The following is a 14221-nucleotide window of genomic DNA, read 5'->3' as shown; positions in this document are numbered from 1 at the left end:
CTAATCTGGCGTTGATTTTTGGCACGCTGTTGAGTTCTCAAGGAACGGACGCTTCCTTTGTACTCACCCTTCCGGGCTTTCCTCCGGGCAGTTCCCCTTTCGGTGTTTCAAACTCTATCAGTGTTTTTCCGACTCTCTGACCACTCCCCCGCAGGCATGCAGAAGGTGACCCCGAGATAGGATCTGACAAGTTTGGTTGCTGCTGAGCAAGGACGCTTGGGAGCGCCGCTCGGCCTCAAGCAGGAGTACGACTGTACACGCGGCCTCGAAGGGCGTGCAAATCGACTGGGTTGGTGGTCTAGACCACTAGGCGGTATCTTCCATGCGGAACCGTCAGTTCATATGACATACGCTGCTCACAGTGTGCCGTCCGGGACAGGCAGTGACGGCACATATCGATCTCCACCCCTGGGAGGCTTCCCATGACCACCGTGACGTCCCCACTTGCAGGACGCGCCATCGGACTGGCATCCGTGCCCGATCCGGTCTTCTCCGGGGCCATGGTCGGCCCGGGTACGGCGATCGACCCCGTGCGTGAGGCCTCCGAGGCCGTCGCGCCCGTGGACGGAGTCATCGTCTCGCTCCACCCGCACGCCTTCGTCGTCGTCGACGAGCAGGGTCATGGCGTGCTCACGCACCTCGGCATCGACACCGTTCAGCTCAATGGCGAGGGCTTCGAACTGCTCGTCAACAAGGGCGATACCGTGACGCGTGGTCAGGCCATCGTGCGCTGGAACCCGGCCGCCGTCGAAGCTGCCGGCAAGTCGCCGGTCTGCCCGATCGTGGCACTCGAAGCCACGGCCGAAGCTCTCTCCGATCTGCGTGACGACGGCGATGTGAAGGCCGGCGACAGTCTCTTCGTCTGGAAGTGACATCGGCTCCGTCCTATGACGGCAAGTAGTGGCAACCACCGCGGCGGCGGGACCCGCCGCACTATCGGAGACGGGTGAGATGGAGACAACGCTGCGAGGCGTCGGCGTGAGCCACGGTGTGGCGATCGGCGAGGTTCGGCACATGGGGACGGCGGTGCTTGAACCGCCTGCCAAGCAGATTCCGGCGGAGGAAGCGGAGCGTGAGCAGGGGCGCGCCCGCAAGGCCGTGGAGGCTGTGGCGGCCGACCTGATTGCGCGCGGCAATCTGGCGGGGGGCGAGGCCCAGGCCGTGCTGGAGGCTCAGGCCCTGATGGCCCAGGATCCGGAGCTGATGGCGGACGTCGACCGGCGCATCGCCGTCGGCAGCACCGCCGAGCGTGCGGTGTACGACGCGTTCGCCGCCTACCGCGAGTTGTTGGCGGGAGCCGGTGAATACCTCGCCGGGCGGGTGGCCGACCTGGACGATGTGCGGAACCGTATCGTCGCTCGCCTGCTCGGGGTGCCCATGCCGGGTGTCCCGGACAGTGATGAGCCCTATGTTCTGGTGGCTCGTGACCTCGCGCCCGCCGACACCGCACTGCTGGACCCGACTCTGGTGCTCGGTTTCGTGACCGAGGAGGGCGGACCGACCAGCCATAGTGCGATTCTGGCGCGGGCGCTCGGTGTCCCGGCCGTGGTGGCGCTGCCGGGTGCCGGCGAGCTCGCCGAGGGCACCGTGATCGCGGTGGACGGCAGCACCGGCGACATCTTCGTGAACCCGAGCGAGGAGAAGAAGGCGCAGCTGAAGGCGGCCGCAGCCGAGCGCAAGGCCGCGCTCGCGGCGTCGACCGGGCCCGGGGCCACGGCCGACGGCCACAAGGTGCCGCTGCTCGCCAACGTCGGTGGTCCGGCTGACGTGCCGGCCGCTGTCGAGGCCGGGGCCGAGGGGGTCGGTCTCTTCCGCACCGAGTTCCTCTTCCTCGACGACAGCAAGAACGCGCCCTCCGAGGAGAAGCAGATCGAGGCCTACCGACAGGTCCTCGAAGCCTTCCCCGAGGGGCGGGTCGTCGTGCGTGTGCTGGACGCGGGCGCGGACAAGCCGCTCGACTTCCTCACGCCGGGCGACGAGCCGAACCCCGCGCTGGGCGTGCGCGGTCTGCGGACTCTGCTCGACCACCCTGAGGTGCTGCGGACCCAGCTGACGGCCCTGGCGAAGGCCGCTGAGGGGCTGCCCGTCTACCTTGAGGTCATGGCGCCGATGGTGGCGGACCGTGCGGACGCCAAGGCGTTCGCCGACGCGTGCCGTGAAGCGGGTCTGCAGGCGAAGTTCGGCGCGATGGTGGAGATTCCGTCGGCCGCGCTGCGAGCGCGCTCGATTCTGCAGGAGGTCGAGTTCCTGTCGCTGGGAACGAACGACCTCGCGCAGTACACCTTCGCCGCGGACCGTCAGGTGGGTGCGGTGTCCCGGCTGCAGGATCCCTGGCAGCCCGCGCTGCTCGACCTGGTCGCGCTGTCCGCTGAGGCGGCGAAGGCCGAGGGCAAGAGCTGTGGCGTCTGTGGTGAGGCGGCGTCCGACCCGCTGCTGGCGTGTGTGCTGACCGGTCTGGGTGTCACCTCCCTTTCCATGGGTGCGGCGTCGATCCCCTATGTGCGGGCGACTCTGGCGAAGTACACGCTGGCGCAGTGCGAGCGTGCCGCGGCGGCGGCTCGGGCGGCGGACAGTGCCGATGAGGCACGCAATGCCGCTCAGGCGGTTCTGTCCGGCGAGTAGTCGGGCTTTCCCGGTCGTCGGTGCTTCTTGTGGGGCGCTCCACCTGTGGGTGGAGCGCCCCCTTTGTTTCTCAGCGGTGGTGTCCGTGCTCGGGGCCGACCGGTCCGAGGTCGGGTGGGACGCAGTAGTCGACGTCCGATTCCGGTGAGATGAGGTCTCCGGATTCGATGTCGGTGCAGTAGGCGTCGAAGACCTCTCCGGCGGTGAGGGGTTCAAGTCCTTCTCCTCGCAGCCGCCATCCGTAGATGCGGTCGGTGGTGGTTCCCGGAGTGCTGGTCCGCATGACGAGTCCGCCGGGGCTGTGGGTCGCGAGGCCGAGGGCCAGGACCGTGGTGAATTCGAGGGCTTCGGCTTCGTCGAGTTCTGTGGTGCCGTCGGCGGAGATGTCGGCATGGAGGACCGAGAGGAGCGTCTCCGGGGTCGCTGTGACGCTGCAGACAAGGTGTCGATTGCCCGGGTGCGCCGTGTCGAGGATGCGGACCAGGATGTCCGAGGCGCGGGCGAAGGCCGCTCGGCCGATGTCCTCGCCGCAGGAGGCGCAGGAGCCGAGGCGGGCGAGGAGTGTGGAGGCGTACTCCCAGGTGGCTTGGCGGACTGCCTCGTCGATCAGGTCCGGGACGAGTTCGGTCAGGGGACGCCCGTCGTACGGGAGGGTCGGTCCCGTGGTGGCGAGTTCGGCGGTGAACCGGGTGCGGCTCGACGGGATGTCGGGGTCCAGGCCGGTGTCCGTGCAGAAGTCGGCGTACTCCTGTGGGTCGAAGAGGGCGATCGCGGTGTGGCTGCCCTGCGACGCTCGTGTCCTGAGGAGTGCCTCCACCTGTTGGAGATACACGGTGTGGTTGTCGAAGGTGAAGCTGCGGTAGCGCCGCATGGCCCGGAAGTCTTGCTCGTCCGTGAGCAGACCGATGGTGCCGGCGATTTCGCGGCGCAGGACGCGTCGCATTGTCTGGTGGTCGGTGTGCGCCATCGTTTCCCCCTGTGCGCTGTCGATCAATGCTCACTCACAGTAACCGGCAGCACTGACAACGGGTGGGGCGAGGCGGGAGCGCCGACTGCTGACGCGGCCCAGAAGGGAATCCGACCGCGTCGGCGGCTGCGTCGGTCAGGCTCGTTTACGGGCGAGGTCCTCGTAGAAGTGGAGCAGGTCGAGGTTGTCGATGGAGCCCGGGTTGACGGCCTTGTCCAGCGGTGTGCCCTGGAGGAGGCGCTTGACGGGGACCTCGATGCGCTTGCCGGTGAGGGTGTGCGGGATGCCGGGGACCTCGATGATCTCGTCGGGGATGTGCCGCGGGGAGAGCTGTTCGCGGATGGTCTGCTTGATGCGCTCGAGGAGCGTCTCGTCGAGGGCGGCCCCGGGAGCCAGGTGCACGAAGAGGGGCATCCAGTAGCCACCGTCGGGCTGTTCGATGCCGATGACGAGGGATTCCTTGATCTCGGGGAGGCGCTCGACGGCTTCGTAGATGTCGGCCGAACCCATGCGTACGCCCTGTCGGTTGAGCGTCGAGTCGGAGCGGCCGTGGATGACCACGGAGCCGCGGGAGGTGACGGTGATCCAGTCGCCGTGGCGCCAGACGCCGGGATAGGTGTCGAAGTAGCTGTCGTGGTAGCGGCTGCCGTCGGGGTCGTTCCAGAAGTGGATCGGCATGGACGGCATGGGGTTGGTGACCACGAGTTCGCCGACCTCGTCGATGAGGGGTTTGCCGCTGGGGTCCCAGGACTGGAGGTCGGTGCCGAGGCCGGGGGCCTGGAGTTCGCCGATGTGGACGGGGAGGGTGGGTACCGCGCCCGCGAAGCAGGAGCAGACGTCGGTGCCGCCGCTGACGGAGGCGATCCAGAGGTCGTCGCGTACCTCGTCGTGGAGCCAGCGGAAGCCGTCGGGCGGCAGTGGTGAGCCGGTGGTGGCCACGCACCGCACCGAGGAGAGGTCGAAGTCCCGGCCGGGGTGCACGCCGGCCTTGCGGCAGGCCATGACGTACGCGGCCGAGGTGCCGTAGAGGGTGGCCCGGGTGCGTTCGGCGATGCGCCATTGGGCACCGGTGTCCGGGTAGCCGGGGCTGCCGTCGTAGAGGACGATCGTGGTGCCGGTCAGGAGGCCGGAGACGAGGAAGTTCCACATCATCCAGCCGGTCGACGTGTACCAGAAGAAGCGGTCCTCGGGGCCGAGGTCGCAGTGCAGGCCCAGCTGTTTGAGGTGCTCGACGAGGATGCCGCCCTGGGACTGGACGATGGCCTTGGGGAGGCCGGTCGTGCCGGAGGAGTAGAGCACCCACAAGGGGTGGTCGAAGGGCACCTGCTCGAAGGCGGGTTCCACATGGGCGCTCGTCAGGGCCGACCAGTCCAGGGCGCCTTCCGGGGTCTCGGTGCCGAGGAGGGGGATGTGGACGACGGCCCTCAGGGTGGGCAGTTCGCGGCGGAGTTCGGCGACGATGTCGCGGCGGTCGTGCTCCTTGCCGCCGTAGCGGTAGCCGTCGACGGTGAACAGGACGACCGGTTCGACCTGCTGGAAGCGGTCGAGGACGCTGCGGGCGCCGAAGTCGGGGGCGCAGGAGGTCCAGACGCCGCCCACCGCGGCTGTGGCGAGAAGGGCGACGACGGCCTGCGGGATGTTGGGCAGGTAGCCGCTGACGCGGTCTCCGGGGCGTACGCCGAGGGCGCGCAGCTCGGCGGCGAGAGAGCCCACCTGGCGGCTCAGTTCGGACCAGGTGACGGGGCGAGGTTCGTGGGCCTCGTCGACGTACAGGAGGGCCGGTTCGTCCGCACGGGTGGCGGCCGCGCACAGGGCGTGTTCGGCGTAGTTCAGGGTCGATCCGGGGAACCACTGGGCGCCGGGCATCGAGCGGTCGCCGAGTACGCGCGCGTAGGGGGTCGAGAACCGTACGTCGAACCATTCCGTGACGGCTTTCCAGAAGGTGTCCAGCTCGTCGACGGACCAGCGGTGCAGGGCGGGATAGCCGCCTTCGGAAGGGGCGCCGTGGTGCTCGGCGGCCCAGGTCTGGAACCTGGTGACCTGTGCCTGCGCGATGCGTTCCGGATCTGGTTGCCAGAGCGGCTGGGGGTTCACGGTCGACATGGGGCGGCTCCCGGACTGTGCGCGTCGTGTGCGTCTTCCGCGCACGGGCTGGGGTGTGCGCGCGACGCGGATGACACGGACGATGCCATGTGATCGACTTCTGCACCAGGGTGCGCCCCACATAGTCCGTGTCGTGAAGATGTGGTCCCAGCACGGGTGAACGGCAGTTGAACGACACGCGCGCGTGGGGCGGTCAGTGGCAGGGTGAGCAGCATGAACGGTCGTGACCTGGTGCGTTCGATGAAAGCGGTCGGTTCGGCGGGGGCGACCCAGGGGTTGCGTGCCGTACGGGCTTCGTGGCGTATGCGGCGTGCGGATGCCGTCGGGCTGCCGCCGCGGGGGGCCGAGCGGGCCCGAGTGCCTGGTCCGGTGCAGTCGGTGCAGCCGGGGCCGGGTGGTGGGGTGATCCGGTTCGGGCGTTCCGAGCTGCGGATCATGGTCGCCGTCAACGGGGCCGTCTTCTGGGGGTGGGACGGTGCGGGGCCCGAGCCGTCGCACGCGCTGGCGGAGCGCTGTCCCGAGCCGGATCCCCGGGCCGTCCTCGAACCGGACAAGGACGGCGGCTGGCGGGTGGTGAGTGAGCGGGCGACGGTCGTCGTCTCCCGTCATGGGGCGATCGAGGTGCTGACGCCCGGTGGGGTGACCGTGCGCCGGGATCTGCCGCCGCGGTGGTGGGAGCTGGCCGAGGGCGGGCCGGCGCGCTGGATGCAGCGCTCGGAAGTGCCCGCGGACGCGAGGTTCTTCGGGCTGGGCGGTCGGGCTTCGGGGCCACGGCTGCGGAATGGGACATACCGGCTGTGGAACACCGATCCGGGCGGGGCCTTCGGTCCCGGCGACGATCCGCTGTACATCACGATGCCCGTGCAGCTCGTCGTGGCCGATGCGGCCACCCATCTGGCGTTCCACGACACCTCGTGGGACGGCACGGTGACCTTGCGGGAGGGCGAGGAGGGCGCCGGTTCCGGGCACGATCGTGCCGGAGCGTGCGAGTTGCGGATGACCGGCGGTCCGTTGCGCTGCTGGGTGATGGTGGGCACTCCCGCGCGCGTGCTGCTCGCGTGGGCCTCGCTGACCGGTGCGCCGGCGCTGCCGCCGGCGTGGGCGCTGGGGCACCATCACGCGCGGTGGGGGTTCGGGAGCGAGCAGGAGGTGCGGCGGATCGTCGCGGGGTACCAGGAGCGCGGTCTGCCGCTGGACGCCGTCCACTTGGACATCGACCACTACGACGGGCACCGGGCGTTCACCGTCGACCACGAGCGCTTCCCCAAGCTTCCTCAGCTGGCCGAGGAACTGGGGCGGGACGGGATCCGGCTCGTGTCGATCGTCGACCCCGCGGTGAAAGCCGAGCCGGGCAATACCGTCTACGACAGTGGGGTCGCCGAGGATGCCTTCGTGCGGGACGCCGCGGGGCGGCCGGTGCGGGGTGTGGCCTGGCCCGGGGAGGTGGTCTTCCCTGACTTCACGCACGCGCGTGTGCGTGAGTGGTGGGGCCGGCTCTACGAGGAGCGGCTCGCCCAGGGGTTCGCGGGCTTCTGGCACGACATGAACGAGCCCACCTCGTTCGCCGCCTTCGGGGAGTCGACGCTGCCTCGTTCGGCGCGGCACGATCTGGAGGGGCGGGGCGGTGACCATCGTGAGGCGCACAACGTGTACGCGCTGGGCATGGCCCGGGCGGGCTACGAGGGGCTGCGGGAGCTGGCTCCCGAGGAGCGTCCGTTCGTGTTCTCCCGCTCGGGCTGGGCCGGCATGCAGCGTTACGGGGGCACCTGGTCCGGTGACATAGCCACGGGCTGGCCCGGATTGCGGGCGTCGCTGTCGCTGGTGATGGGGCTCGGTCTGTGCGGGGTGCCCTATTCGGGTCCGGATGTCGGCGGCTTCGACGGCAGTCCGTCACCGGAGCTGTATCTGCGCTGGTTCCAACTGGGCGCGTATCTGCCGCTGTTCCGGACGCATGCGAGTCTGCGGGCGGGGCGCCGGGAGCCGTGGTCGTTCGGCCCCGATGTACTGGAGCACGCGCGCGTGGCGCTTCTGGAACGTCGGCGTCTGTTGCCGTACTTCATGACGCTGGCGCATCTGGCGAGGCGTACCGGAGCGCCTTATGTGCGGCCGTTGTGGTGGGGGGCGCCCGAGGACCGGGCGCTGCGTGACTGTGAGGATGCGTTTCTGCTGGGCGACTGTCTGCTGGTGGCGCCGGTGCTCGACCCGGGTGCGGACAGACGTGCGGTGCAGCTGCCGCGGGGGCGCTGGTACGACACGGTGACGGAGCGGGTCTACCAGGGGCCGGGGCAGATCCTGGTGGATGCCCCGTTGTCGCGGATTCCCGTGCTCGCGCGCGCGGGTGCCGTTCTGCCGGTGCGCGGGGAGGACGGCGGGCTGGAGCTGGAGGTGTGGGCGCCTGCCCGGGGGCGGACCGGAGGGGGCCTGCTCGTGCCGGACGCGGGTGACGGGTGGGGCGAGCCCGACATCGAGCGTTACACCGCCCGCTGGCGGGGTCGGCGGGTGGTCGTCGAGCGGGAAGGTGAGGACGGCGTGAGCGCGCCGCCCCACCCGGTGCGTGTGCGAGGTGTCGGCGAGTGCTAGGTCAGATGTACCGGCCCTCGAACCATGCCCGTACGGCCCGTGTGTGCAGCGGGAAAGCGAGTTCCTCGGGCCTGCGCAGCAGGTGCCAGCCCTCCGTCTCGTTGGTGGCGGCGGACGGGGGCAGGCCGTCGGCCGGGCGTTCCGGCAGGGAGCCGAAGAGCAGGAGGTGGCCGTCGGGCGAGCTCATGGCGTCGACGAGGCGTACGTCGCGGCTCTCCGCGTCGATGCCGGTCTCCTCCTTGAGCTCTCGGACGACTGCGTGGCGCCAGTCCTCCCGGTCGTCGATGAAACCGCCGGGCAGTGCGATGCCCCCGCGCGCGGGGGCGACGGTTCGGGTGATGACGACGAGGGCGGTGCCTTTGGTGTCGTACACCGGCTGGAGTGCCACCGCGACGGGCAGCGGGTTGCGGTAGGCCGTGGTGCCGCACGCGGCGCAGGTGCGGGGCCAACCGGAGACGCCCTCTCCGTAGGGCGCTCCGCAGCTCGAACAGTGGGAGTCGGGCGCGGAGTTGGGGGTGGAGGATTGAGTTTCGGACACGCGGCGGACTGTATCCGATCAACGGAGGGACGTCTTCCGGGGGCCGCCCGAAGTCAGCCGGTAAGGGACTTCCAGGACACCGGGAAGTCGAAGTACGTGTCCGGGTAGGGCTCGGGCTTGAAGGTGTAGTGCCACCATTCCTCGGCCAGGTTCACGAAGCCGAGCTCCTCCAGGGTGCCCTTCAGCAGCAGCCGGTTGGCGCGCTGCTCACCCTGGACACGGGGGTCGAGGGTGTGCGCGAGGGTGTCGAAGCAGTCGAATCCGGTGCCCATGTCGACGGAGTTGTCGGGGAATCGCTCGGCCTGCGGTGCATAGCAGGGTACGAGGGTCTCGCCGGGGTGGTAAGGCCGTGTCGGCCGGGCAGGGAGCTTCACGATCGTGAGGTCCATGGTCGAGCCGCGACTGTGGCCGGATTTCTCCGCGATGTAGCCGTCGGCGAACAGGCGGGTCTTGTCGACGTTCGGGTAGAACTCGGCCTTCATGGTCTGGTCGTCGAGGTCCTCGGCCCAGCGGACGAAGTGGTCCACCGCGCGCTGGGGGCGGTAACAGTCGTAGACCTTGAGGCTGTAGCCCTGCCGCAGCAGCTTCGCCTGGGCCTCGTGGAGCGCTTCGGCGGCGGGGCGGGTGAGGATGCAGAGGGGCTGCCGATAGCCGTCGATGCGCTCGCCGACGAAGTTGTGCGGGGTGAAGTAGCGCATCTCCTCGATGATCGTGGGGTCCACCGATCTCAGCGCCACGAAGTCCGCCGGCGCCGTGGGATCCGGTGTCGCCCGGGCGGTGGTCGCGGCGGCGGTCACGGTCAGCATGGCGGCCAGTGTGGTGACCAGGCCTCGTACTGCACTGGAGAGTCGTCTCATGCCTCTGCCTCTGCCCATCCCCCGTCTCCCGTGACACACTTCTGACGTTCCGTCAGATCCTAGGTCCGGGAGGAACCGTGTCGCGAGCACGTACGGCCGTGGTGGCAGGTTGGTTCGCCGGTGACGGGGACGACTTCCGTCTCCTCGGCACCCGCTGTTCGGCCTGCACCGCGGTCTTCTTCCCCCGCGAGGACGCCAACTGCCGCAACCCCGGGTGTCCGGGTGGCGAGCTGGTGGAGGTGCCCCTGTCGCGGCGCGGGTGTGTGTGGTCTTACACGGACAGCCGATACCGGCCTCCGTCACCCTACGTGACGAATCCGGAACTTCCGTGGGAGCCGTACGCGTTGATCGCTGTGGAGCTGGAGGCAGAGCGGATCGTGGTGCTGGGGCAGGGGGTTCCGGGGCTCACCGTCTCCGATCTGGCGGTGGGCATGGAGGTGGAGGTCGTTCCCGGTGTGCTCCATGAGGACGCGGAGACGGTGTGGACGACCTGGCAGTGGCGGCCGACGACGGGGGTGACGGCGTGACGGGTGAGGTGGCGGTGCTCGGTGCGGGCATGCACCCGTGGGGCAAGTGGGGGCGCGGTTTTGTCGAGTACGGCGTGGCGGCGGCCCGCGCGGCGCTGGAGGACGCGGGCCTGGAGTGGCGGGAGGTCGGCTCGATCGTCGGCGCGGACACGGTGCGTGGCGGCTATCCGGGGTATGTGGCCGGGGCGACGTTCGCGAAGGCGCTGGGGTGGCAGGGGGCCCGGGTCACGAGCGTGTACGCGGCGTGCGCTTCGGGGGCGCAGGCCGTCAACACCGCGCGGGCGCAGATTCTTTCGGGACTGGCGGACGTGGTGCTCGTGGTGGGGGCGGACGCGGCGCCCAAGGGGTTCTTCCGGCCGGCCGGCGGCGATCGGCCCGACGATCCGGACTGGTTGCGCTTCCGGGTGCTCGGGGCGACCAACCCGGCCTACTTCGGGTTGTACGCGCGGCGGCGGATGGCCGTACTCGGGGACACGCCGGAGGATTTCGCGCAGGTCAAGGTCAAGAACGCCGCCATGGGCGCGCTGAATCCGAACGCGCGCTACCGCAAGCGGGTCACCGCCGACGAGGTCGCCGCCTCCGCGGTGGTCGCCGATCCGCTGCGACTGCTCGACATCTGCGCGACCTCGGACGGCGGGGCGGCCCTGGTGCTGTCCAGCATGGAGTTCGCGCGGCGGCACGGGGCGGCGGAGCCGGTGCGGATCCGGGCGGTGTCGACGGTGACTCCCCGGTACCCCAGCACAGTGCTGGATCTGCCCGACATCGCCACGGACTCCGCGGTGGCGGTGGAACCCGCCGCGGGGACCTTCCGGGAGTCGATCGCCGCGGCCGCCTACGAGGAGGCGGGCGTCGGGCCGGAGGATCTCTCCCTGGCCGAGGTCTACGACCTTTCCACCGCGCTTGAGCTGCAGTGGTACGAGGACCTGGGCCTGTGCGGAGAGGGTGAGGGCGCGAAGCTGCTGAGGGAGGGTGCGACGGGTCTGGGCGGTCGAATACCGGTGAACGTGAGCGGCGGGCTGGCGTCCTTCGGGGAAGCCGTGCCGGCGCAGGCCATCGCCCAGGTGTGCGAGCTGACTTGGCAGTTGAGGGGTGTCTCGGGTGACCGGCAGGTGGCCGGGGCGCGCGTGGGGATCTCGGCGAATCAGGGGCTGTTCGGGCATGGGTCGGCGGTGGTCGCGGTGCGGTGAGTCGCGTCGGTTACGCGGCGGGGCATCGGGTTCCGCGGCGGGGGCAAGGGCTTTCTCGTACGCTCCGTGATCGCCTCAGAATCCTGCGTGAACGTCTCATGAACTGCGCTCGGGCGTGCGCCAGCGGCGCCATCATGCTCCCGTGCACTCCTGGACGGATACTCTCCGCTTCGCCTTCCAGCCGGTGGTCAATCTGACGACCGGAGGGGTCGCGGGGCTGGAGACGCTCGCCCGCCCGGAGACCGGCGACATCCTGGCCGAGGCCCGCCGCGATCCCGAACTCGACGGCAGGCTGGCCGTGTCGGCGGTCCGCGCGGCGGCACGCAAGGAGACTCTGCTGCCGCTGCACATCAATGTGTTCGCCGGCACCCTCGCCGACCTCGGCGGACTCACCCCGCTGCACACCGCGGTCCGTGAGGCGGGCAGGCTGCCGTGGGAGGTGACGATCGACATCGGGCCGCCGTTCACGCATGTGCCGCATCAGGCGCTCCTCGAAGCGGTCGGTGCCCTGCGGGCCCAGGGATTCCGGATCAGCGCGGACGGCGTGGGGGACGGGGACGTGCCCCTGCGGCTGCTCACCGACATGGCGCCCGACCTGGTGAAGCTCGACGCGTCACTGCTGGCCCGGCCCGCGGCGGTGCGGGCGATGCGGACCCTGTGCGACCAGCTGGGAGCGCTCCTGGCGGTCGAGGGCGTGGAGACCGAACTGCAGTGTGCGGCCGCCGTGTCGGCGGGCGCGCAGCTGGCGCAGGGCGATCTGTTCGCACCCCCGGCCCGGCTGCCCGCAGCGGACGTATACGTTCCGCCGCGCTCCCCCGCTGTCGCCGCGCCACCCCGGTCGGGGCCGTCGGTGCGCGAGTTCGTACGCCCCGCCGCGCTGCTGCCCGCCACCGCATCCGCGGGCCAGGTGCGGGCCCTGCTGACCGGGTCACCGGAGGTCTCCGGGGTCCTGCTCGTCGACGCGCACGGCGTCCCGGTCAGGTCCGTGCACCGCTCCCGCTTCCTGCTGTCGATGTCGGGGCGTTACGGCCACGCTCTCTACGCCGACCGGCCCGCCGCCAAGCTGGGCGATCCGCCGCGCACTGTGGGCATCGACGCCACCGCGTGGCAGGTCCTCGACGTCGTGGCCGTCGGCGACCGGGGCCGCACGTCGGACGACGTGGCCGTCGTCGACCGGTACGGGCGGTGCGTGGGTGTCGTGCGCCTCGCCGATCTCGTACGGGCGTTGGCCGAGACGCGGGTCGAGGAGGCGGCCGGGCTCAATCCGCTGACTCGGCTGCCCGGTTCGGACGCGATCACCGGTGAGGTGGACCGGCGGATCGCAGACGGGCGGACGTTCGCGCTGAGCTGGCTGGACGTTGACCACTTCAAGCAGGTGAACGACGGGGCCGGCTTCGCAGCCGGTGATGAGCTGATCCGCTCGGTGGGGCGGGCGTTGCAGCACGCAGCGTCCGGAAGTACCCGCGTCGGCCATATCGGCGGGGACGACTTCCTGGTGCTGGCCGATCCGGACGGGCTTGATCCACTGGCCGCGTCGATGCTGGACGCGTCCTGGTCGGCGGGCGGCCGTCCGGTGTCGCTGTCCCTGGCCACGGTGCTGTGTGTGCCCGGCAGCGTCACCGACCACCGGCAGGCGGCCGCGTGTCTGGCACCGCTGAAGAAGGCCGCGAAGTCGATCGGCGGGGCAAGCTGGGTGCTGGGGCGTGCGGGGCTGCCCGGGCACGAGATCCGTCGCGGTACGGGCGCTCCCGCCGCGGCGGCGGGCTACGGGATGGCGGAACCCGGCCTGGGCTGAGCGGTCCCCCTCGGAAGGGCGCATGCCTCCAACCGTTGCCGTCCGCGTCCTTGACGCCCCCTGGACACCGGTGAACACTTCCGGTGTCAGTCGACATCGTCGTACATTCGCGGCGTATCCACGCACTGTGTCGCGCGGGCCCAGCGGATTCAAGGCCTGTTCCCCCACGGGCGATTCGGCTGCGACGGCACGCTCGTCACGGACGCCGGGCGGGGCGCGGGATCTCCCTGCCTTCGGCTGAAGTCGCCATGGGAAACGCACCCTGCACGGAGGACCGGGGCCGATCGCCCCGGGCCAGGGCCTAGGAGCCGCCATGAGCAACGGAGACGTATTTCTCGGGGAGATCATCGGTACCGCGATTCTGATCCTCTTCGGCGCCGGTGTGGTCGCCGCCGTCGTACTGAACTATTCCAAGGCGAAGGACGCCGGCTGGGTGGTCATCGCGTTCGGGTGGGGTTTCGGCGTGCTCGCCGGGGCCTACACCGCCGCGCCGCTGTCCGGCGGCCACCTCAACCCGGCGGTGACGCTCGGGATCGCCATCGACACCGACGACTGGGACCAGGTCCACATCTACATCGCGGGACAGATGGTCGGCGCCATTCTGGGCGCGGTGCTGTGCTGGCTGGTCTACTTCGCGCAGTTCCAGGCGAACGCCGAGGAGGACAAGGCGCAGCCGACGCTGGGGATCTTCTCGACCGCGCCCGCGATCCGCAATCCCGTGGCGAACCTCATCACGGAGATCATCGCGACCGTCGGCCTGGTGCTGCCGATCCTCGCCTTCGGTCTCACCGAGGGCCTCGGCGAGTCGGGCACCGCGATCCTGATCGTCTCGTTCCTGGTGGTCGGCATCGGTCTGTCGCTCGGCGGTCCCACGGGGTACGCCATCAATCCGGCCCGTGACCTGGGCCCGCGCATCACCCACGCCTTGCTCCCGATCCCCAACAAGGGCACGTCGGACTGGGGTTACGCGTGGATCCCGGTGGTGGGGCCGCTGATCGGCGGAGCGCTGTCCGGGCTCATATTCAACGCAGCGTTCTGAAGCATC

Annotated in this window: 11 protein-coding genes; 7 read left to right on the top strand and 4 right to left on the bottom strand. The window is 70.1% G+C overall.

The genetic code is table 11. The features are described from left to right. The first annotated feature begins 422 nt into the window (after positions 1–422). Positions 423–872: a PTS glucose transporter subunit IIA gene (locus PH203_RS11505; RefSeq protein WP_289919412.1), complete on the top strand. Its 450-nt coding sequence runs from the start codon at positions 423–425 to the stop codon at positions 870–872. A 79-nt stretch (positions 873–951) separates the two neighbouring features. Beyond that, positions 952–2622, top strand: a complete 1671-nt coding sequence (gene ptsP, locus PH203_RS11500) for a phosphoenolpyruvate--protein phosphotransferase (RefSeq protein WP_289919410.1) — start codon at positions 952–954, stop codon at positions 2620–2622. Between the two features lie 70 nt (positions 2623–2692). Here ptsP and PH203_RS11495 read toward each other — a convergent pair whose 3' ends face one another. Continuing rightward, complete coding sequence (locus PH203_RS11495) at positions 2693–3589, bottom strand: hypothetical protein (RefSeq protein ID WP_289919409.1); 897 nt, start codon at positions 3587–3589, stop codon at positions 2693–2695. A 135-nt stretch (positions 3590–3724) separates the two neighbouring features. Then, the gene (locus PH203_RS11490; RefSeq protein WP_289919406.1) at positions 3725–5692 is read right to left on the bottom strand and encodes an acetoacetate--CoA ligase; all 1968 of its coding nucleotides are present in this window, start codon (positions 5690–5692) and stop codon (positions 3725–3727) included. A gap of 213 nt (positions 5693–5905) precedes the next feature. Between PH203_RS11490 and PH203_RS11485 the strand changes: the two genes are divergently transcribed. After that, positions 5906–8272, top strand: coding sequence for a TIM-barrel domain-containing protein (locus tag PH203_RS11485; RefSeq protein ID WP_289919404.1), 2367 nt, complete (start codon positions 5906–5908; stop codon positions 8270–8272). A gap of 1 nt (position 8273) precedes the next feature. Here the strand turns inward: PH203_RS11485 and PH203_RS11480 are convergent, their stop codons facing one another. Together PH203_RS11480 and PH203_RS11475 are read right to left on the bottom strand one after the other, a co-directional pair. Beyond that, complete coding sequence (locus tag PH203_RS11480) at positions 8274–8810, bottom strand: NUDIX domain-containing protein (protein WP_289919401.1); 537 nt, start codon at positions 8808–8810, stop codon at positions 8274–8276. A gap of 53 nt (positions 8811–8863) precedes the next feature. Then, positions 8864–9667, bottom strand: a complete 804-nt coding sequence (locus PH203_RS11475) for a M15 family metallopeptidase (RefSeq protein WP_289919398.1) — start codon at positions 9665–9667, stop codon at positions 8864–8866. A 98-nt stretch (positions 9668–9765) separates the two neighbouring features. Between PH203_RS11475 and PH203_RS11470 the strand changes: the two genes are divergently transcribed. From PH203_RS11470 to PH203_RS11455, 4 genes are all read left to right on the top strand, one after another. Continuing rightward, positions 9766–10194 (top strand): zinc ribbon domain-containing protein, encoded by a 429-nt coding sequence (locus tag PH203_RS11470; RefSeq protein ID WP_289919468.1) that lies wholly within the window; start codon positions 9766–9768, stop codon positions 10192–10194. Then, positions 10191–11381, top strand: coding sequence for a lipid-transfer protein (locus tag PH203_RS11465; protein ID WP_289919465.1), 1191 nt, complete (start codon positions 10191–10193; stop codon positions 11379–11381). Before PH203_RS11470 ends, PH203_RS11465 begins: the two co-directional genes overlap by 4 nt. 142 nt (positions 11382–11523) lie before the next feature. After that, a complete protein-coding gene (locus PH203_RS11460) occupies positions 11524–13176 on the top strand; it encodes a GGDEF domain-containing protein (protein WP_289919396.1) in 1653 nt (550 codons plus the stop codon). A gap of 313 nt (positions 13177–13489) precedes the next feature. After that, positions 13490–14215: an MIP/aquaporin family protein gene (locus PH203_RS11455; protein ID WP_289919394.1), complete on the top strand. Its 726-nt coding sequence runs from the start codon at positions 13490–13492 to the stop codon at positions 14213–14215. Positions 14216–14221 lie beyond the last annotated feature (6 nt).

The organism is Streptomyces sp. S.PB5, assembly GCF_030403745.1.
Lineage (GTDB): Bacteria > Actinomycetota > Actinomycetes > Streptomycetales > Streptomycetaceae > Streptomyces.
This window is presented reverse-complemented; position numbering and strand designations above follow the sequence as displayed.